Source organism: Leisingera sp. S2M4, assembly GCF_055398055.1.
This window is the reverse complement of sequence record NZ_AP040861.1, coordinates 585,833-604,483: the sequence shown is the minus strand read 5'-3', so window position 1 is coordinate 604,483 and position 18,651 is coordinate 585,833. Positions and strand designations below refer to the sequence as shown.

Below are 18,651 nucleotides of genomic sequence, written 5' to 3'. Positions count from 1 at the left end.
CCCAGACATCAGCACCGCGCTGACACCTGAATTTCAGACAGTTTGAATGGCCGTTGTTAGGTCGCCTGTTCTTTGGGACACGCCGCGGATGCATTGGGCTGGTCTGAGCCCTGAGCTGCCGTTCGTGGCTACCTTGGATGATGCGAGCGCGTTGAACGTCAAATCACCCTCAGATGCCACGGCGTGTTTAGGTCATGTCGACAAATGTCTGAGCCAAAGCCGGATGGATGTAATGTCGATGAAGCCCAGGAATCTTTCCATGGTTTTGTCGTAGCGAGTTGCCACGCGGCGGGCCTTCTTTAGTTTGTTGAAGCAGCGCTCGACCAGGTTGCGCAGGCGGTAAAGCGAGCGGTCGACATCGATAAGCTTCTTACGGGATTTTCGCATTGGGATAACGGGCAGGACGTTTCGCGCATTCAGCTTCGCCCTGATGCTGTCGCCATCATAGGATCGCGCCATAGCGCGCCGGTCCGGGCAATCCAGAATATCCCATCAAGAACAAGCCGGTGGTTGGCCGGTTTGCGTCCGTTCGGGGCGCGGGCAGAAAGGATGAAACGCTCAAAGAATACCCATTCTTCGTCCGACATAAGGTCTCGTGCCAAGCTGGTCTCCATCGCAGATACCAGCTTGAATCACGTTCAGCCCTGCCTGTGAATCCCTTTTGTCAACACGGCCTAATTAGACACCTCCTCAGATTAGGGGGGCGGTTCATGAGTAAAACTGATGAGTTATCGTGACATTACTCCTTGCAGTTGATCAAAACTTTCACATCGTTCTTGTGTAAGTCAGAGACATGGCCAAAAGCGGAACTTGCAGCGCTCAGCGGTAAAGTGCGAGTTATCAACTGTTCTAGATCATCGGCCAAGGTGGACGCGAGCTCAATGCTGCGTTGGAATTGTTCCTTTGTATAAACGCGTGAGCCGATCAGTCGCAGCTCCTTGAAGGCAATGTCCAGTAGAGCAACGGGGCTGGGAGCCTTATGAAGGGACGCGAGACAGATTGTTCCGCCGGATCGGGTGACGCGGGTCATGTCCCGCGCAGCCGCTTCGGCCCCTGCGCACTCAAAAACAACATCAGCTCCGTCGCCGTTGGTTTCGGCCAGAATCTTTTCGGTTAGGTCCTGGTTGCGCAGATCGACAGTTGTGAAGCCGAAGGATGCAGCCAGTGACAGGCGAAAAGGGTCGATATCAGACACAATGATCTTTGCAGCGCCAGCCTGGCGGGCGGCCAGGGCCACCAGAAGTCCAATTGGTCCGGCACCAAGAATTGTGGCCCGATCTGACAGCCGAAGGCCAGACTGTTCAACAGCGCGCTGTGCTACGGCCATCGGTTCGACCAGCGCAGCGATCTGATCGCTAAGATCATCCGGGATCGCAAAAAGCATGTCCTCGGGCACGGCGAGGTATTCCGCCATGCCACCTTCCATGTCGATGCCAAGTAGCCGCAAACTGTCGCAGACATGCGGCTGCCCTGTCCGACACGCATGACATGTCCCGCAAGAGAGCAGGGGGTAAGCAACCACGCGCTGACCGGCGGCAAAACGGTCCGACCCATCGACCACCTCTCCGACGAGTTCGTGGCCCAGCGTAAGCGGGGCGGTGGCTCGGGGGTGGGTGCCGCCAAAAATGCCAATATCTGTACCGCAGACCCCGCAGTAGCGGATCTTCAGCAAGATTTCACCAGCGTTTGGCTGCGGCTTGGGAATGTCGCGCACCTCGACGGTGCGCGGTCCGGTATAGACCAGCGCTTTCATATTTGGATCTTTCGTTGTTCACGCGATCGCGTAGCCGCCATCCACGGGCACCACGGTGCCAGTCATGAAGCCCGCCAGTGGCGTGGTCAGGAACATTGCCGGGCCCGCGAGGTCTTGGGGCTCGCCCCAGCGGTTCATCGGGGTGCGCGACAGGATCGGCTGCGCGCGGTTTTCATCCTCTTGCAGCGCCGCGGTGAGCGGCGTCTTGATCCATCCCGGTGCAATGGCATTCACCCGAATGCCATCAGCTGCCCATGCGATAGCCAGGGATTTGGTCAGTTGGGCCACGCCGCCCTTGGAGGCCGAATAGCCCGGCACCAGACCGCCGCCAAAAAATGACAGCATGGATGCGGTCATCACGATCGAGCCGCCGGTCTTTGCCAGCGCCGGTTTTGCCGCGTGGGCACAGCGCATCGCTCCGTTCAGGTTCACGTCGACCACTTTGGCGAAGACGTCCGGCGACAGTTCGTCACCGCGCCGGATCACCCCGGCGCAGCAGACCAAGGCGAACAGATCGTCAATGCCGCCAATGTCCCGGGTCACGGCGTCGCTGTCGCAGACGTCGAGCTGGCGGAAGGACAGGCGGGAGGACAGCCCCTCAGCGGCGGCCCATTCCGTGGCCGCATCGACCTCGGGCCCGGTGACGCCCGTGGCGACGACATGCGATCCCGCGCGCGCAAAGGCCTCGGCGATGCCACGGCCGATACCGGACGAGCCGCCTGTGACCATCACCCGCCGACCGTCAAGAAAGGGCGCCGCCCAGGCGCCGGTTTTTTCAGACCCGGCCGTCATCGGATGAACTGGTCCACGTAGGCGGCGCCCAGGCCGACTTCTTCGTAGTGGTTGCGGCACATCTCGATCTTGCTGAAGACGTCCTCGTAGCCCATCGTCTTGCCGTAGGGGTCAACATAGAGCATGACACCGTTCACCTGGAAGTAGGTGATCATTTCGATCACGTCATCGGGCACGACCAGTGTGTGCGTCTCGCCCGGAGGCTCGTAAACATAGCCGCCTTCGCGGGCTTCCCAGTCGTGCTCCAGATAGTGCCAGCGCCCTTTCAGCACAAAGCCATGCACCGGCTGCGGGTGGCGGTGGCGCGACAGCACACCGGATTTGCGCACCCGCAGAAGGTTCATCCAGTAGCCTTGCGATGCGTTCAGGCACAGCGGGCGGAAGGAGACGTTTTCCGATTGCGGCACCCAGATGCGTTCGTCGGTCGCGATGGCTTCGGGGATGACGATTTCTTCAGCGGCGTCCTGCGGGAACGGTAGCTGATAGGGTGTCAGTGCGTCGTTGCGGTCTTCGACCTTGTCGGCTTCGACAGGCATGGGGCTAGTCCTTTGGTTGAGTTATGAGAGTTCAGAGCGCACGACACGGCGGCCGCGCAGTGAAAGCAGCAGGGGCACCAGCCAGACCAGGATCGTAATGACCCCCAGAGTTCCGGCGATGGGGCGTTCGAAAAAGCCAAGCAGGTTGCCGTCGGCCTTGATCATGCTGGACATGAAGCTTTCCTCGACGATCTTGCCCAGCACCAGGCCCAGCACCATCGGCGCCGCGGGATAGTCATTGGCTTCCATGATCCAGACCAGCACCCCGATGGCGGCCAGCGTCCACAGATCGAACAGCGCATTGTTGGTGGCAAAGGTGCCCAGTACGCACATCAAGAGGATCGCGGGGTACAGAAGGCCGGGGCGCAGCCCCAGGACATGGCGGCCGCCCATGACCGCGGCCAGGCCCAGCGGGATGATCAGCAGGTTGGCCAGGACAAACACGATATAGATCGCATTCACCAGATCCGGCGAGGTCAGCAGCACCATCGGGCCGGGCTGGATGCCCTTGAGGACCAGAACCCCCACCACGATCGCGGTAATCGAGTCGCCGGGGATCCCGAACACCAGCGCGGGCACGTAGCTGCCGGACAGCGCGGCGTTGTTGGCGGAAGCCGAGCCCGCGATGGCTTCCGGCTCTCCTTTGCCGTAGTTCTGCCTGACCTTGGAGAACCGCTGGCTGACCGCAAAGGCAATCCAGGCGGCGATGTCGGCGCCGGCGCCGGGCAGGGCGCCGATTACGGTGCCCATCAGGCTGCCGCGCAGTACAGGCAGCTTGAACCGCCACAGGTTGCCGAACTGGCCTTTGAGGATCGACAGCCCTGCTGTCGCCGGTTTTTGCGGCCTACTAAGCTCGCGTGAGGCGGTGCGCAGGATTTCGGCCAACGCGAATGCCCCGATCATCACGGCAATCAGTGAAACACCGGCCTGCAGGTCGATGATGCCAAAGGTATAGCGCGGCAGGCCGGTGGTAACATCCAGTCCGACCATGGTCAGCGCCAGGCCCAGCAGCAATGACACCATGCCCTTCAGCCGGTCGCGCCCCGCAACCATTGTCGCGCAAGACAGGCCGAGGAGGGCGAGCCAGAAATATTCAAAGCTGGAAAACTTTAGAGCGATGCGGGCCAATTGCGGCGCGGCCACCACCAGAACAAGGGTGCCGATGAGCCCGCCGGTGACCGAGACGCACATCGAGAGGCCCAGAGATAGATCGAGGCGCCCCTTCTGGGTCAGCGCGTCGAGCTCCCGCATATAGGCAGCCGAGGCGGGGGTGCCGGGGATCCTCAGCAGCGCGCCGGGAATGTCGCCGGCAAAGATCGACATGGCTGAACAGGCCACGATGGCGCCGATGGCGGCGACCGGCGACAGAAAGAACGTCACCGGAACCAGCAGGGCAACAGCCATTGTGGCGCTGAGACCAGGTGTGGCTCCGACGAACAGTCCGAAGACAGCGCCAAGCAGGATGACGCCAAGAACCTGAACCGTCAGGACCATTTCCAGAGAGGAGAGAAAAATATCCATGACGGAACCTCAGAACCAGAGACCAGGTAGCGGCCCGGTGGGCAGCGGTACGCGCATCACCTTGGTGAAGAACAGGGTGACGGTGACGCAGATCACCACTGATGAAACCAAGGCGGGCACAGGCTTTTCCTGCCAGGCCAAGGCGTTGAGGAAGATCAGGGGCACCGCCACCAGCATGGTCCCGACAACAGGGGACAGGAGGCCGAACAGAACCACGGTTGCCGGGATCAGAAGCACCCGCAGCAGGTGCCGCGGCCTGCGCAGCCAGTCGTTTGCCAGCGGCCGGAAGGCGTCGGTGACCCGGCCTTGAGGCGCGCACAGGCTGCGCGCCGCAATCGCTAGCCCCAGAACAAGAAAGGCGCTGCCGATGATGTAGGGGAAAAGCCGTGGGGATGCGGCTCCCGTCGGCTCCGGGAAGCCAGTGGCCCGCAGCACGACGAAGCCGCCAAGACAGGCAACGGCCAATCCGGTATAGGTATCGGGGAGCCGCATCGTCTTAGCCCTTGTCTGCGCGTTGGGACAGGCCGATGGACTGCATCACCTCTCCGATGCTTCGGTGCGTGGCCTTCAGAAAGGTGCCAAAGTCATCACCGCCGCGATACTGTGCGCCGAAGCCTTGCTGCGTCATGAAGGTTTGAAAGCTCTCGCTTTCAAAGACAGCTTGCGCGGCCGCTTCCAGTTTTTCCGCGGCTTCGGCATCCATGTCAGCTGGGCCGACAAGCCCGCGCCAGGTGCCCGCCGCATAGGGCGTTCCGGTCTGCTCAGACGCTGTCGGGACATCCGGGAAGGACGCGTTGCGATCATCGGCGAAGACCGCGATCGCTTTGGACAGGCCAGCGTCCATCATTGTTTTGCCTTCGGGCAGCGACGAGGGGATGATCTCCACACCGCCCGCCGCGAGCTCTTGAAAGCCGGGGGCTGCGCCTTGGGACGGAACCATCGTGACCTTCAGCGGGTCGACGCCCTGTTGCTGCAGGAAACCAGCGAATGCCAGATGATAGGCGGCGCCGACAGCGGTGCCGGACATTTTGTAGGTCCCTTCAGGCTCTGCTTTGATCGCGGCAATCGCCTGGTCCAGATTTTCCCAGCTACTGCTAGCGGAGACATGGAACGCGGAAGGATCAAAGTTTACCAGCGCCAGCGGCGTGAAATCATCCACGGAGAATTCGGCATTGCCTGTCCAATAGTAGGTCAGCATCTCGGCGGTCGCGAATCCAATGGTGTAGCCATCCTTAGGGGCCGTCACCATCGCGTTGTGGCCGACAACACCGGCTCCGCCGGAGCGGTTCACGACAGCGACCGGAACACCCAGCTCCTCTTCCAGGCCGCTGGCCAAGGTGCGGGCGATGGCGTCCGTGCCGCCGCCAGCGTTCCAAGGGACAATCATAGTGATGGGCTTTTCCGGGTAATTTGCAGCGGCCGCACCGGTAGCGGCCACCGCTGCGGCCATCGCCAGCAGGGTGTTCTTCAGCATGAAATTTCCTCCTTATTTTCAGCTGTTTGGTTGGATTATCTTGTAATTCTTCAAGTGGCGGCGTGTGAGGCTGATCATATCTAGCATTGCTTGGCGCGCCTCCTCCGGCTTGCCTTGCTCAATTGCCTCGAGAACCCGCAGGTGATTGACTAGGTTCTTGCGGAAACTTTCCATGTGGACTTCGATAGCCGCGCGAAAGAGCTGCCCCAAAACCGCATCGATAGCCGTGTCAAAGGCCTCCAGTATGGGGTTGCCGGTCGCGGCGAGGATCGACAGGTGAAATTCCTTGTCTGCTTGAATCGCTGCGGGAACATCGTCTTCTGCAGCGGCCTGCTCCATCGCTTCATAAGCCAACCGGATACGGGTGATCTCTTTCCGGTCAGCCCGGACCGCGGCCAGGGCGCAGGCTGCGGGTTCAAAAACCTCGCGCGCTTCATCAATTGCCGTCGACAGCTCCACGTTGAAACCGTTAACGGGCTGCATCCAGCGGAGCACGTCTCGGTTTAGCAAGGTCCATTCACGTTGCGGACGAACGCGGGTCCCATGCCTGGGCCGGACCTCCAGGAGACCCAGCGCGGTAAGTGTCTTGATCGCCTCTCGAAGTGTGGTGCGACTGACAGAAAATTCTTCAATCAGCTCAGCCTCGATCGGAAGGGTTTCACCGACGGCGTATTCACCCGATACGATGCGGCGCCCGAGAGTTTCCAACATTTCGGATCCCTTAGCCGACCTGTTCAGGCTGTCGCGTTTCAACGCTTTGTTGATTGATCTGTCCACCGAACCCTCCATCGACACTGCAGCTTACGTCCGCAACGTCGCTGGTTTGGTATGATGAATCAATGCACCTGTCAATGATATTATTAATGGCGTTAAATTATCATACAATAAAAATTGTGGCGTCTAGTAGTGGGAAGGCTGATCTGACTGGTCCGGCTCGCGCTTACTGGTCGTTGTAATACCAGTCAATTTCTGGCTCTTCATAGAAACGCTTCAGTCTTTCTTCCGTTTCTACCGGTAATCGTTCCAATCTTGAGGGGATGCGGAGGTAGAATTTTCTCGCAGGATGACAGAGGGGGCGCGTTTTTGCCGGTTGCCAGCCGTTCCGTTCAAGCTGAGCTGAGCCTGGTCAACGGGCGGTGCCTCCGGTTTCCCAGTGATCTGGAAGCAGGGGGGCGAACCCGCTGATCCACGGAGTGGAGGCAGCATGATCGGCCCGGGAACTGGTGCTCGGGAGTATCTTGTCTTCGGCGTCACAGACATGCGCAACGGCATCGCGGGGTTGTCAGCCTTTGGCTGGGCTAAGAACTCGCCCGCATCCGCGATCAAAAGGTCAATGGGTTGGAGGAGCTTTTTGCATGGAATTAGGCGAAACTGGCGTAGCCCGTGGTTCCAAATGGTCGGTTTCTTTCAAAAGGGTGCTAGCTACCTCCTCTTCAGGGCCCTCCGGTGCAAAGCCAAGGACGATTACCTCTATCAGTACCATTAGCATCTTGTGTTTTCAGCAGCGCGCTAACCCCCCCACCGTTCCAGAGTGAAGCTGGCCACCTTTTCTAGGGTAGGTCAGTGCGATCACATCCCGCTATGGAGGCCCCCCTTTGCAGGAGTGGCGTTGCACCTGCAAAGAGGGGGCAAACATCTTCTTAGGGCGCATCGGCTACGGGGCCATCATTGTGTCGGGCATCCAGGTGATGATGGAGGGGAAGGCAAAGATAAGGGCTACAGTCACCATCTCAATTGCCACGAACCAGAGCGCGCCCCGGAACACGTCGGGCAGCGGGGTATCTCGATCAATGCCAGCGATCACGAAGCAATTTAGGCCGACGGGCGGGGTGATCAGCCCGATTTCGCACATTTTGACGCAGAGGATACCGAACCAGATCGGATCGAAGCCCAGCCCTAAAACAGTGGGAAACACGATGGGCAGCGTGATCACCATCATTGAGAAGGCATCGAGAAACATGCCGAGCGGGATGTAAAGCAACAGAAGAACGGCGACGATCAGATGGGGCGGAATACCGCTTTCGGTGACGGCGCCGGCGATCATCTGCGGCACCTGCACCAACGTCAGGAAAAAGCTGAAGATGCCCGCGCCAATCATGGTGAAAAGGATCATCACCGTGGTGGTGGCGGTAGACCGGAAGCTCTCGGAGAGCGCATGGCCGAGACGCCCGCGTGCCGATTGGGCGAAAACCAGCATCAGCAGGGCCGCAAGCGCGCCGACCGCACCGGCTTCGGTCGGGGTGACGAGACCGAGATATATGCCCCCGAGCACGATCAAAAACAGGACCAGCACCTGCCAGGCCTGTGTGGTCGACGACAGCCGCTCTGCCCAGGTTGCCTTGGGGGCACGGGTGGAGCGGGTTTGAACTCGGCGGCCGATCACGGCCACGCCGATCATGAAGGCGACCGTGGTGATTACTCCTGGAACGAAGCCCGCGATCAGCATTTTGCCAGCCGACACCTCGGTCAGCGCGGCATAGAAGATGAGTAGGACAGAGGGCGGGATCAGCACGCCCAGCACGCCGCCGGCAGCCACCGCCCCGGCCGAAAGGCGCGGATCGTAGCCCTTTTCTTTCATCTCCGGAATGGCCACCGCCCCGACCGTGGCCGCCGTCGCCACCGAGGAGCCGGAGGTCGCGGCAAAGCCGGCGGAGGTCAGGATGCTGGCCATCGCCAACCCACCCGGAAGATGCCCCACCCATTTATTTGCCACATAGAACAGCCGTTTCCCGACCTGTGCATGATGGGCGAAGGCCCCCATGAGGATGAAGAGCGGAATGACCGTCAGCGCGTAGCTGGCGGTGTGGCTGAAGGAAAACGACTTCAACCGCGCGAGCAGGAAGCCCAGGTTTTCCACCATGACGATGCCGAAAGCCCCCGACAGGGCCAGTGCCGCAAAGACCGGGGTGCCCAGGGCCATGAGGAAAAAGATCAGCCCGACGGCGAGCAGGGTGATGAGTGTCACATCCATTGTCGATGTCCTGTGAAATGCAAAGTCGCGGTCCCGGAGGCATCCGCCGGGACCATTCGGGCGCGGGCGGCTAGTGCAGCCGCGTGTTCCGCGCACCGGTGGAGGGCGTGTCGAGCTGCGCTCCGGTTTGCTTCAGCGCGATCTGCAGGCTGTGCAGAGCGGCCTGCAGCGCAGCAAACCAAAGCCCCGCGGCGACCGCGATCTTTGCCCACCAGATCGGCACCTGAAAATAGCCCCAGCGGAACTCCCGGATCGAAAACGAATATGCCGCCTCAAGCGTCGCGGGCCAGGCCAGCATCAGAAAGGTCAGCGCGGCAAACAGCCAGGCCAGGGCCGTGCTTGCGCGCGACAACGGACCGGGCAGCGCATCGGTCAGCATGGTGACCCGGATGTGTCCGTCATCAAGCAGGGTTGCGCCCAGCCCCATGAAGACCACCATCACCATGGACATTTCCGTCATTTCAAACAGCCCGGGCACAGAGCGTCCCAGGGCGGCGCGGGCCACCACATCCACTGTGATGGCCAGCATCATGAAGGCGAGGAACCCCAGCGCCACCCATGATGTGATCCGGGAAACCCCGTCGACCAGGCGGTTCAGCCGCGCCAGCATCGGCCTACAGGCCCGCCGCGATTTCGACCGGACGTTTCATCGCCCCGGTGCCCGCGTGACGGGCAATCGCCTCTTCTACAACGGCCTGCATGGCCGCGCCGTCGATGCCGTTGGGGCGCGCCACGGTGTCGACCCATTTGTTGACCTGCTCCGGCTGCACGACGGCCTTGGTGCGCAGCTTTTCTTCGTCCGACAGGGAGGACAGCACCACGCCTTCTGCCTGCGCTTTCTGGACGTAGTCGGTCAGCACCTTGTTGTAGATCTCGGTGAATTTTCCGCCATACAGCTCATCGGCGAGATCGGTGCAGATCTGCTGGTGTTCGGCGGGCAGACCCTCCCAGACACGGCGATTCATGATGGTGGCGGCAGGCGCATGCGGTCCGTCGCCGATGTCGTAGAAATTCGGTGCGGTCTCATGCAGCTTGTAGGCGACAGCGGTGACGAAATCGAAGCCGTAGACCCCGTCGAGAACCCCGCGTTCGAGCGCCTGGTAGACCTCGCCCGCGGCCATCGGAACGGCAATGCCGCCCAGGCTTTCGATCACATCGGTGGCCACGCCGTAGCCGCGGATCTTCTTGCCCTTGATATCGGCGATCGAGCTGATCGGATCGCGCATCACCAGAGGCGCGTAGTTCCAGTTGGTCCAGTACAACACCTTGCTGCGGTGACGGTCTTCCCATTCCTGCCGCAGCGGCGCGAAGTTTTCGAAGACGTCACGGCACACCAGTTGCAGCTCGTCGGCGCGTTCCATGCGGAAATACCATTCAAGACCACGCGTGACCGGCAGTTCCGCCTGATAATAGCCCGGCGAGATCAGGGTCATCTCGCTGGTGCTGTCGCGCACCGCGCCCAGATGCTCGCCGACCTTGTTGAGGCTGCCCGCCCAGTAGTATTTGATGCCGATCTCGTCATTGCTGCGCTTGGCAAGCTCTTCGAGGAACCAGCGGTCGATCCAGGACGGGCCGGCGGTTTCGCTGACATAGCTGTCAAATTTCAGCGAGGTTGCGGCATGGGCAAGGCCGGGCAGGCCCGCGATCAGCCCCGCGCCGGCCATAGCGCCTGAGCTTTTCAGAAAGTCGCGTCTTTTCATTGGGTTCTCCTCCGTTGGAACCGGGCTCCTCGTGCCCGGAAAAATTCGCTTGGGCTTATGCGGGGGCGGCCTCGGCTCCTGTGCGGCAGCGCAGATCGGTTTTCAAGACCTTGCCGTAGCTGTTTTTGGGCAACTCCGGGACGACCACATAGCGTTTGGGGCGTTTGAAGGCGGCGATATGCTGGCGGCACCAGCTGTCAAGCTCGGCCTCGCTGGCGCTGCTGCCGGGTTCAAACACGACATATGCAACAACCTGCTCGCCCCAGTCCGGCTCCGGTTCGCCGATGACGGCTGTTTCAAAGACCGCAGGGTGGGCCAGAAGCGTTTCCTCGACCTCGCGCGGGTAGATGTTGGTGCCACCCGAGATGATGACATCCTTGGAGCGGTCGGTGAGGTAGAGAAAGCCGTCTTCGTCGAGATGGCCCAGATCGCCGGTGTGCAGCCAACCCTGTTTCAACGCCTGCGCGCTAGCCGGTTCGTTTTGCCAGTAGCCAGTCATCACGGTTGGGCCCTGGACACAGATTTCCCCGGTATGACCCGCTGGCAAAACCTCTCCATCGGTGCCCAGAACCGCCAGTTTCACAGCCCCTTGCGCAATGCCGACAGAGGCTCGCCGCGCCTTCCAGCGCGGATGGGTCTGATCCGCGACCAGATCGCGCGACAGCACAGAGATTGTCATGGGAGATTCGCCCTGTCCGTAGATCTGCACGAAACGCGAACCGAAACAGGCAAGCGCCTCGTCGATGTCATGGGCATACATCGGCCCGCCGCCATAGATGATGGTGCGGATGCCGTCCCCCGCGTAGCCCTGCTGTTTCGCAGCGGCAATCAAGCGTTTGACCATTGTTGGCGCCGCAAAGAACACGAGGTTGCCGCGGGTTTCGGCGAGGCCAATGATCTCCTCGCAGTCAAACCCGAACGACGCAGGGATGAGATGCGCGCCGCCCGCGCGGATCTGCGCGAACATGTAAAGCCCTGCACCGTGGGACATGGGCGCGGCATAAAGCATGTGATCATCGGGTTGGGCGGCATCGACATCCAGCGCATAGCACAGGGTCATGTGCCGCAGGTTGTCATGGCTGAGCATGACTCCCTTGGGTGTGCCGGTGGTACCCGAGGTGTAGAACAGCCATGCGAGCGCCTGTGTACAGACCGGTTCGGGCGCGGTGATCTTGCCCTGATTTGCAACCGGTGCTGCAAGCTTTGCCTCGGCGATGCCGTCTTCAGCCGCAAACACCGTTCCGCTTTCCGTCAGTGTCAGCGCCGCAGCGGCATCGCGGATGATCCACTCGGCTTCACGGGGGTGCAGTTTGAAATTGACGGGGACAACAACAGCCCCGAGCCACCAGCAGGCATGCAGTACTTCGATATACTCCGGCGCATTTCTGGCAAAGACCGCGACCCGGTCACCGCTGCGGATGCCATGCTGGTCACGCAGCCAGGCGGCCCGGTTGCAGACCGCCTGCAACAAGTCGGAATAGGTCTGGCGAAGGACGTCCCCCTGATAGAGTGCCGGCCGGGCGGGCCAGGACAAGGCGGTCTGATACAGCCAATTTGCGATATTCATAGTTTTAGCAGTTCCCGGGTGATCTTCAGGCGCGATCGGCTTGCAAAATGGTTGCGTAATTTGCGACGGCCGCGCCGCCCATGTTGAACGCGAGCCCCCATTCGGCACCGGCACGCTGAATCCCTCCAGCACGCGCGGTCAATTGCCGGAACCCCAGTGCATGCATCGACACGCCGGTGGCACCGACCGGGTGTCCCTTGGCCTTGAGACCGCCGGACAAGTTTACCGGAGTGCGCCCGTCCGCATAGACGGTGCCCTGCTCCAGCGCCTGCGCGCCCTGACCCTTGGGGGTGAGCCCCATCGCTTCATAGATCAGCAGCTCCGCCGGGGTGAAACAGTCGTGGACTTCTGCGAAATCCAGATCTGCAACCGTAATCCCGGCCGCGTCATAGGCCGCGCGAATGGCGCGCTCCGGCCCTTCGAATGCCACGAAATCGCGGCGGCTCATCGGAAGGAAATCGGACACATGCTCGGCGGCTGCAATCCGCACGCGGGCCACTGCATCCGCAGCGTGGGCGTCAGAGGCGCTCAGAATAATCGCAGCGGCCCCATCCGTGACCAAAGAGCAATCGCTCAGCCGCAAAGGCGGTGCGATAAGCGGGTTCTTCTCGCTCACCTCGCGGCACACCTCATAGGCCAGCGGCTTGTGCATATGGGCCAGCGGGTTTTTCATTGCGTTTTCATGGTTCTTTGCCGCAATACGCGCCATCGCATCCAGCGGATCGCCATAGCGCTCCGCGTATTGATCAGCCGCAAGGGCAAAGACCTGCGGAAAACTCAGGGCCGCTTCTGCCGGATTATTCTGATATCCCGCACCCGCCAGGGCGGCGGTAACCTCTTGCGTGGAGCGGTGCGTCATCTTTTCGGCGCCAACCACCAGAACGTTCCGTGCCTGGCCCGCCCAAATGGCGTTCAGCCCGGCATGAATCGCGGCCGCGCCCGAGGCGCAGGCGTTTTCGCAGCGCGCAGCAGGTGTAAAGCGCAGGTCAGGATGCGCCTGCAGAATGAGTGAGGAGGCAAACCCGTCAGGCACAAGTCCGGAATTGAAGTTGCCGAGAAAAATGGCGTCGATTTCAGCCGGCGGAATCTGTGCTTCCTCCAGTGCTTCACGCGCGGCCTCGACGATCAGCGTTTCGAGCGTGGCATCGAGGCGGCCAAACCGAGTGTGGCCAGAGCCTGTGATATAAATTTCCTGGGTCATGTAATGTCCTCCGGGAACAAAGGTGCTGGAAAAAAAATATCTCAGCTATCCGTGGAACTACGTATAAAAATACGTATGTACTACGTAGATGCAGGTGCAGAGAAAGGAAGCGGCCCATGGATTACGACCAGATTTCGGAGTCCGACCTTATTTTGACGGGGTTCATGGACGCTCCGATCGGCCTAATGGTGCTGTCGAATCGCAAAATTCAGCTTGTGAATACGGAGGTGGAGCGCATTTTTGGCTGGTCCCGCGTTGAACTTGAAGGACAATCAATCCGCATCCTCTACCCCTCAAGTGTCGATTACGAAAAGACAGGCTCCCGTTGGCGGCGCTGGCTGGATGGTCGGCCGCGTTATACGGACGAGCGCTTCATGCAATGCCGCAGCGGTGAGGTCATCTGGACCCGAGCGTCAGGACGGACTTTGACCCCGACCGATCCCTTTCGATTGATGGTTTGGACGTTCGATCACTTGGAAACCCGACCGTCGACGTCCTCCACATTAACGCCCAGAGAACGCGAGGTTGCCCGACATATTGTAAATGGCTTCACCAGCAAGGAAACGGGCCTTGCGATGGGAATATCCCCTCGAACCGTAGAAGTTCATCGCAGCTCCGTCATGAAGAAGCTCGGTGTCCAGAATGCGGCAGAACTCGTTGCAAAAATGATTGTACAGAGTTGAGAGGCGCATTCACAAAGCCGCACGAATAAAGGCACTTCCTGACTGCATTGCAGCCCACGATAACCAGGTGGAGTCTCGCAATAGGCAGGAAGCGGGAGTGTGCAACGGCGGAGAATGTGATTTCGCTGCTAACGCGAACGCGCAGTCCGCCTGGACGCAAGAGCGGATATTAAGCAACTGACCACATCGTTTTCTTCAGCGATATAAACAAGCACCGCGAAAAATTGCGCGCTTATTCCGACCCCTTTGGGGTCAGGCCCGCACAGCGTGCCAGCATCAACGCAATTCAATGCCGTCGATCGGTCCGAACAGAACCTGCTGCGTCTCCATCTTGCCTTCGGCCGGAGCGAAGACCACCTCTGCGCTCGGCGTATCCGCGCCGAGCGGCTTAAGCTGCTTTACATCCTCGTTGTGCCCCGTTCCGGTCCATAAAAAGGGCAGGAAGACATAATTCAGAGGCTGACCTAGGGCAGTAAGATATGAAACGACCGGGTGATATCAGCCTTCAGTGCAGCATGTGCGTCGGTTCTGCGTCCCTCACGCAGGGCGGCGATAAGCGCGCGGTGATGCGCGTGTTCGTCGATCTCACTTGAGGCGGGGGTGCTGATGATTAGGTTCAAATATGCGCCATACTGAAGCCAAAGAGCCTCGATCATCGGCAGCAGGATCTCTGACTGGCTAAAGCCGTACAGCATTTGATGGAAGTCGTGATTTGCGACAAGGTCGGGCTGTCCTGTCGTGCTGGTCGAAGGCCGCGACAGGATCTCTTCAAGCTGGTCGATGTCGGCATCATTGATCCGGTCCATCGCCTGGTCCAAAGCCAGGCTTTCCAGCGCCAACCGCGCGGCCTTCAGGTCTGCGGCGCGCCGCGCGTCGAAAGCTGGAACCATTAGGGTGCGCGATGGCGTATCGACAAGTGCGCCCTCCGCTACCAGCCGCCGCACCGCTTCGCGCACGGGGGTCATGGAAACCCCGAGTTGATCGGCCAAAGAGCGCAGGCTCAGCACGTCGCCAGGGGCAAATGCGCCGCGGGTGAAGGCGTCGCGGAGTGAAAAATAGACATTTTCACGCAGTTTCAGGGGATCGATGCGGGGAATGATCGGTGTGCTCATGTTCGCCCTTGACAGCTTAGAAACGTATCTTTGATAAAATATCACACATCACAGTGGAGTCGGTCAAGCATGGAAAGGCGCGGTATGGAGGATAAGAAAGAGCGGGGTTTCTGGCTCTACGATCTGAAGGTTGAGACCGTGCTGGACGGACGGACACCGGTGTGCCGGCATGTTGAAGGAGAGGCCTTCCGCGTTGTCGGCGAGAACCTTGTGTTTGATCAGGACACCCGGATTTCGATGTATGCCCTGTCGTCGGTTCTGCCGTTGCTTGCGGCCAAGCAGCGAGAGACGGATGCCGACGATTGGATGACGACCGATGCCGAGGTCGCCTGCCCGGATCCGCATTGCGGCGGGCGGCTGCGTATTCACCGCGAAAACAAGCGCTGGTTTTCTCATGCGGCCACAACAGGCCTGCCGGACCAGCGCGGCACGCCCTATTGGAAAGAAGACAAATGACCGTGGAAACTGCAGAACTGCGCCCCGGCCACCGCATGTCCCGCATCATCAAGGGCGGTTGGCAGCTGGCCGGCGGCCACGGGGAGGTGCGAAAGCAGGATGCTATCGCAGACATGGAAGCCTTTCTTGACGCCGGGATCACGACGTTCGATTGCGCAGACATTTATACCGGCGTTGAAGAGATGATCGGCCATTTCATCGCGGATGTCCGGCGCCGCCGCGGTTCCGAGGTGGCGGACCGCGTGGTGGTCCACACCAAACTGGTCCCCGACCTGTCGCGCCTGGCGGACATCCGGCCGGAAGAGGTCGAGGCGATCGTGGACCGGTCCCTGCGACGCCTGCAGATCGACCGTATCCCGCTGGTTCAATTCTTCTGGTGGGACATGGCCGTGGGCAATGCGGTCGAACAGCTTGAGGTGCTGAAGGATTGCCAGCGCAAAGGCAAGATCGCCAATCTGGGAGCGACCAACTGGGACGCTCCGGTTATGGACCAGTTCATTGATGCGGGGTTCGACGTGGTGTCCGCGCAGGTGCAGTATTCGCTGCTGGACCGCAGGCCGGCCGGGACCTTTGCAGATTGGGGCGCGCGCCGGGATGTTCAGATCCTGTGTTACGGCACATTGGCAGGGGGATTTCTGACCGAGAACTGGCTCGGCAAGCCCGATCCGGGGTTTGTGTTCGAAAACCGCAGCCTCATCAAGTACCGGCTCATCATAGATGAATTCGGATCGTGGGAGCTGTTCCAGTCGCTGCTCCAGGTGTTGCAGGACATTGGAAACAAGCATGGCGTTGCGCTGTCTACCATCGCAACCCGCTGGGTGCTGGACCAGCCGCAGGTCGCGGGCGCCATAGTCGGCGCGCGCTACGCGCGCCATCTGCCCAAGACTCTCGAGGTGTTCAAAGTGTCCCTTGATGCCGAGGACCGTGCGGCGATCGCTGCCGTGCTGGAACAGGCAGCGGGGCCCAATGGTCCGGTTTACGGGCTCGAAGGGGACCGCAATGGGCGGCATGGCAAGATCATGAAGTACAATCTCAATACAAACCCGGCTGACAAGGTTCACGGGGCATGATCCGTAATCTGTCCGCTGTTCGAGAGGAGGTGTGATGCCCTATACCATCGCCTCCAGGATTTTGTTTCCGCTATACTTGCTCACTTCGTTCTGCATCGTTGTCCTGATGGCGGTGTCTTTTTCGGACGTGATCCTGCGCGGCCTGAACCGTCCGATCCCCGGCGCCTATGAGATCACTGAAATCGCCGTTGGTGCGATGGTCTTTGCGGCGCTGCCGATTGTCACGCTGCGTCAGGAACATGTGCGCGTGACGCTCTTTCGGACAGTCGCCGACCGCTACCGGTGGGTGGATCTTCTGTTCATGGCCTTGAGCCGGGGCGTCGGCGTCGCAGTCTACCTGTTCTTTGCCTGGCACTTGCTGCGGCTTGGCAATCAGATGAGCAGTGCCGGGGCGCGGGCAATTTTCGCAGGCTTCCCGCTGGCGCCGTTTGCGTGGTTCGCGGCTGCGATGTGCATGGTGTCCGCCATTGTATTGCCGTTCAGTCGCAAGGCACCGGATTCCGAGGGTATGGGAGAAGTCTGATGACGGTCATGCTCTGCGCGTTGGCGCTGCTTTTCCTGCTGCTGTTTCTGGAGGTGCCGATTGCCCTGGCGATGCTGGCGATTGGCGTCGGCGGTTTCGCCTGGATCGTGGATTGGGGGCCGGCCGGATACATGGCGGCGGACACGGCCTATCGCACGGTCCACAACTTCAACATGTCGGTGATCCCGTTGTTCATGCTGATGGGCAATCTGATCAGCCGGGCCGAGATTTCAAAGGAATTGTTCGATCTGGCGTATCGCTTTGTCGGTCACCGGCGCGGCGGATTGGCGATTTCCACCATCATTGCCGGTGGCATGTTTGCAGCTGTCTGCGGCTCCAGCCTTGCCTCTTCGGCCACCATGGGCCGCGTCGCTTATCCATCGATGAAACGCTATGGATACGACGATTCCCTTGCGTCCGGCTCCATCGCGGCGGCGGGCACCCTGGGGATCATGATCCCGCCCAGCATCGTCCTGATTGTCTACGGCATCCTGACCCAGACCGACATCGGCAAGCTGTTCATCGCGGGCATCCTGCCTGGCCTGCTGGGCGCGTTGCTATATGTGGGCGCGGTCGTTGTTTCCACCGCATTGAACCCGGCGGCGGGGCCTGCAGGGGAAAGCAGCAACTGGCGTGAACGGCTGGTGGCGCTGCGTGCGGTCGGATCCGTCATTTTGCTGTTCGGTCTTGTCATCGGCGGGATCTACGGGAATTTCTTCACCCCGACCGAAGCCGCGGGCGTTGGTGCTGTTGGCGCTTTGGCGATCACTGTCTGGCGGCGCAAATTGACGTTGTGGAGCTTTCTGCAAACACTAGGGCAAACCGCGATCATGAGCGCGTCTATCTTCTTTGTTCTGGTGGGGGCGCAGGTGTTTGGCAACTTCATCAACGTTGCCGGCTTCACCGCGGCGCTGAACAGCTTTGTTGCCGGGCTAGATCTTCCGGCATGGGCCATGATGCTGGTGATCGTGGCGATCTACCTGATCCTGGGCTGCGTTCTGGAAAGCATGTCGATGCTGCTGCTCACCATCCCCATCACGTTTCCGCTGATCCTGCATCTTGGCTACGATCCGATCTGGTTCGGCATCCTCGTTGTCACGCTGGTTGAGGTGGCACTGATCACACCGCCCGTGGGGATGAATATCTATGTCCTGCAAGGGGTGCTGCCCAAAGTGCCACTGCGCAAGATGTTCGTCGGTGTGACCCCGTTCGTTGCGGCGGATGCGATCCGCATCCTTCTCCTCATCCTCATTCCCGGTCTGGCCCTATGGCTGCCGAGGCTGATGTAGGAC

Annotated in this window: 18 protein-coding genes and 1 pseudogene; 5 read left to right on the top strand and 14 right to left on the bottom strand. The window is 60.4% G+C overall.

The genetic code is table 11. From position 1 onward, the window contains the following. Positions 1-192: 192 nt before the first annotated feature. From ACZ52D_RS02980 to ACZ52D_RS02920, 13 genes and pseudogenes are all read right to left on the bottom strand, one after another. Positions 193-614 (bottom strand): annotated as a pseudogene (locus ACZ52D_RS02980) (transposase). Between the two features lie 125 nt (positions 615-739). Further along, entirely contained in the window at positions 740-1,753 is a 1,014-nt protein-coding gene (locus ACZ52D_RS02975; protein WP_464442504.1) for a zinc-dependent alcohol dehydrogenase, read from the bottom strand. An 18-nt stretch (positions 1,754-1,771) separates the two neighbouring features. After that, on the bottom strand, positions 1,772-2,545 hold the full coding sequence (locus tag ACZ52D_RS02970; protein WP_222455178.1) for an SDR family NAD(P)-dependent oxidoreductase: 774 nt from the start codon (positions 2,543-2,545) through the stop codon (positions 1,772-1,774). Beyond that, positions 2,542-3,081 (bottom strand): 2,4'-dihydroxyacetophenone dioxygenase family protein, encoded by a 540-nt coding sequence (locus tag ACZ52D_RS02965; RefSeq protein ID WP_464442503.1) that lies wholly within the window; start codon positions 3,079-3,081, stop codon positions 2,542-2,544. Before ACZ52D_RS02965 ends, ACZ52D_RS02970 begins: the two co-directional genes overlap by 4 nt. A 21-nt stretch (positions 3,082-3,102) precedes the next feature. Further along, positions 3,103-4,602, bottom strand: a complete 1,500-nt coding sequence (locus ACZ52D_RS02960) for a tripartite tricarboxylate transporter permease (protein WP_464442502.1) — start codon at positions 4,600-4,602, stop codon at positions 3,103-3,105. 9 nt (positions 4,603-4,611) lie between these two features. Further along, complete coding sequence (locus ACZ52D_RS02955; RefSeq protein ID WP_464442501.1) at positions 4,612-5,094, bottom strand: tripartite tricarboxylate transporter TctB family protein; 483 nt, start codon at positions 5,092-5,094, stop codon at positions 4,612-4,614. 4 nt (positions 5,095-5,098) lie between these two features. Continuing rightward, positions 5,099-6,076 (bottom strand): tripartite tricarboxylate transporter substrate binding protein, encoded by a 978-nt coding sequence (locus ACZ52D_RS02950; protein ID WP_464442500.1) that lies wholly within the window; start codon positions 6,074-6,076, stop codon positions 5,099-5,101. Positions 6,077-6,094: 18 nt separating this feature from the next. Continuing rightward, positions 6,095-6,853: a FadR/GntR family transcriptional regulator gene (locus ACZ52D_RS02945; RefSeq protein WP_369926155.1), complete on the bottom strand. Its 759-nt coding sequence runs from the start codon at positions 6,851-6,853 to the stop codon at positions 6,095-6,097. 877 nt (positions 6,854-7,730) lie between these two features. Beyond that, positions 7,731-9,047: a TRAP transporter large permease gene (locus tag ACZ52D_RS02940; RefSeq protein ID WP_369926153.1), complete on the bottom strand. Its 1,317-nt coding sequence runs from the start codon at positions 9,045-9,047 to the stop codon at positions 7,731-7,733. A gap of 70 nt (positions 9,048-9,117) precedes the next feature. Then, positions 9,118-9,657: a TRAP transporter small permease subunit gene (locus ACZ52D_RS02935; RefSeq protein WP_369926151.1), complete on the bottom strand. Its 540-nt coding sequence runs from the start codon at positions 9,655-9,657 to the stop codon at positions 9,118-9,120. 4 nt (positions 9,658-9,661) lie between these two features. Continuing rightward, a complete protein-coding gene (dctP, locus tag ACZ52D_RS02930; RefSeq protein ID WP_369926149.1) occupies positions 9,662-10,747 on the bottom strand; it encodes a TRAP transporter substrate-binding protein DctP in 1,086 nt (361 codons plus the stop codon). Positions 10,748-10,802: 55 nt separating this feature from the next. Continuing rightward, positions 10,803-12,314 carry a class I adenylate-forming enzyme family protein gene (locus ACZ52D_RS02925; RefSeq protein WP_464442499.1) on the bottom strand — a complete coding sequence of 504 codons (1,512 nt, stop codon included), beginning with the start codon at positions 12,312-12,314 and terminating at the stop codon, positions 10,803-10,805. 25 nt (positions 12,315-12,339) lie between these two features. Continuing rightward, complete coding sequence (locus tag ACZ52D_RS02920; protein WP_464442498.1) at positions 12,340-13,515, bottom strand: thiolase domain-containing protein; 1,176 nt, start codon at positions 13,513-13,515, stop codon at positions 12,340-12,342. A gap of 116 nt (positions 13,516-13,631) precedes the next feature. On the opposite strand from ACZ52D_RS02920, the gene ACZ52D_RS02915 reads away from it, so the two are divergent. Further along, positions 13,632-14,198 carry a LuxR C-terminal-related transcriptional regulator gene (locus ACZ52D_RS02915; RefSeq protein ID WP_464442497.1) on the top strand — a complete coding sequence of 189 codons (567 nt, stop codon included), beginning with the start codon at positions 13,632-13,634 and terminating at the stop codon, positions 14,196-14,198. Between the two features lie 464 nt (positions 14,199-14,662). On the opposite strand, the gene ACZ52D_RS02910 is transcribed toward ACZ52D_RS02915, so the two are convergent. After that, complete coding sequence (locus tag ACZ52D_RS02910) at positions 14,663-15,310, bottom strand: GntR family transcriptional regulator (protein WP_222455166.1); 648 nt, start codon at positions 15,308-15,310, stop codon at positions 14,663-14,665. Positions 15,311-15,394: 84 nt separating this feature from the next. Here ACZ52D_RS02910 and ACZ52D_RS02905 point away from each other — a divergent pair, with 84 nt between their 5' ends. From ACZ52D_RS02905 to ACZ52D_RS02890, 4 genes are read left to right on the top strand one after another with little or no spacing between them, the layout of a single operon-like run. Then, complete coding sequence (locus tag ACZ52D_RS02905; RefSeq protein ID WP_369924564.1) at positions 15,395-15,766, top strand: TIGR04076 family protein; 372 nt, start codon at positions 15,395-15,397, stop codon at positions 15,764-15,766. Then, complete coding sequence (locus ACZ52D_RS02900; protein WP_222455164.1) at positions 15,763-16,836, top strand: aldo/keto reductase; 1,074 nt, start codon at positions 15,763-15,765, stop codon at positions 16,834-16,836. Before ACZ52D_RS02905 ends, ACZ52D_RS02900 begins: the two co-directional genes overlap by 4 nt. A gap of 34 nt (positions 16,837-16,870) precedes the next feature. Beyond that, complete coding sequence (locus ACZ52D_RS02895) at positions 16,871-17,359, top strand: TRAP transporter small permease (RefSeq protein ID WP_222455163.1); 489 nt, start codon at positions 16,871-16,873, stop codon at positions 17,357-17,359. Next, positions 17,359-18,648 (top strand): TRAP transporter large permease, encoded by a 1,290-nt coding sequence (locus ACZ52D_RS02890; RefSeq protein ID WP_369924562.1) that lies wholly within the window; start codon positions 17,359-17,361, stop codon positions 18,646-18,648. The genes ACZ52D_RS02895 and ACZ52D_RS02890 overlap by 1 nt, the downstream gene beginning before the upstream one ends. Positions 18,649-18,651: the final 3 nt, after the last annotated feature.

Excerpts from the sequence above, each read along its gene's own strand:
- ACZ52D_RS02975 (WP_464442504.1), bottom strand. The coding sequence starts at position 1,753 with ATGAAAGCGCTGGTCTATACCGGACCGCGCACCGTCGAGGTGCGCGAC.
- ACZ52D_RS02970 (WP_222455178.1), bottom strand. The coding sequence starts at position 2,545 with ATGACGGCCGGGTCTGAAAAAACCGGCGCCTGGGCGGCGCCCTTTCTT.
- ACZ52D_RS02965 (WP_464442503.1), bottom strand. The coding sequence starts at position 3,081 with ATGCCTGTCGAAGCCGACAAGGTCGAAGACCGCAACGACGCACTGACA.
- ACZ52D_RS02960 (WP_464442502.1), bottom strand. The coding sequence starts at position 4,602 with ATGGATATTTTTCTCTCCTCTCTGGAAATGGTCCTGACGGTTCAGGTT.
- ACZ52D_RS02955 (WP_464442501.1), bottom strand. The coding sequence starts at position 5,094 with ATGCGGCTCCCCGATACCTATACCGGATTGGCCGTTGCCTGTCTTGGC.
- ACZ52D_RS02950 (WP_464442500.1), bottom strand. The coding sequence starts at position 6,076 with ATGCTGAAGAACACCCTGCTGGCGATGGCCGCAGCGGTGGCCGCTACC.
- ACZ52D_RS02940 (WP_369926153.1), bottom strand. The coding sequence starts at position 9,047 with ATGGATGTGACACTCATCACCCTGCTCGCCGTCGGGCTGATCTTTTTC.
- ACZ52D_RS02935 (WP_369926151.1), bottom strand. The coding sequence starts at position 9,657 with ATGCTGGCGCGGCTGAACCGCCTGGTCGACGGGGTTTCCCGGATCACA.
- dctP (WP_369926149.1), bottom strand. The coding sequence starts at position 10,747 with ATGAAAAGACGCGACTTTCTGAAAAGCTCAGGCGCTATGGCCGGCGCG.
- ACZ52D_RS02925 (WP_464442499.1), bottom strand. The coding sequence starts at position 12,314 with ATGAATATCGCAAATTGGCTGTATCAGACCGCCTTGTCCTGGCCCGCC.
- ACZ52D_RS02920 (WP_464442498.1), bottom strand. The coding sequence starts at position 13,515 with ATGACCCAGGAAATTTATATCACAGGCTCTGGCCACACTCGGTTTGGC.
- ACZ52D_RS02915 (WP_464442497.1), top strand. The coding sequence starts at position 13,632 with ATGGATTACGACCAGATTTCGGAGTCCGACCTTATTTTGACGGGGTTC.
- ACZ52D_RS02910 (WP_222455166.1), bottom strand. The coding sequence starts at position 15,310 with ATGAGCACACCGATCATTCCCCGCATCGATCCCCTGAAACTGCGTGAA.
- ACZ52D_RS02905 (WP_369924564.1), top strand. The coding sequence starts at position 15,395 with ATGGAGGATAAGAAAGAGCGGGGTTTCTGGCTCTACGATCTGAAGGTT.
- ACZ52D_RS02900 (WP_222455164.1), top strand. The coding sequence starts at position 15,763 with ATGACCGTGGAAACTGCAGAACTGCGCCCCGGCCACCGCATGTCCCGC.
- ACZ52D_RS02895 (WP_222455163.1), top strand. The coding sequence starts at position 16,871 with ATGCCCTATACCATCGCCTCCAGGATTTTGTTTCCGCTATACTTGCTC.
- ACZ52D_RS02890 (WP_369924562.1), top strand. The coding sequence starts at position 17,359 with ATGACGGTCATGCTCTGCGCGTTGGCGCTGCTTTTCCTGCTGCTGTTT.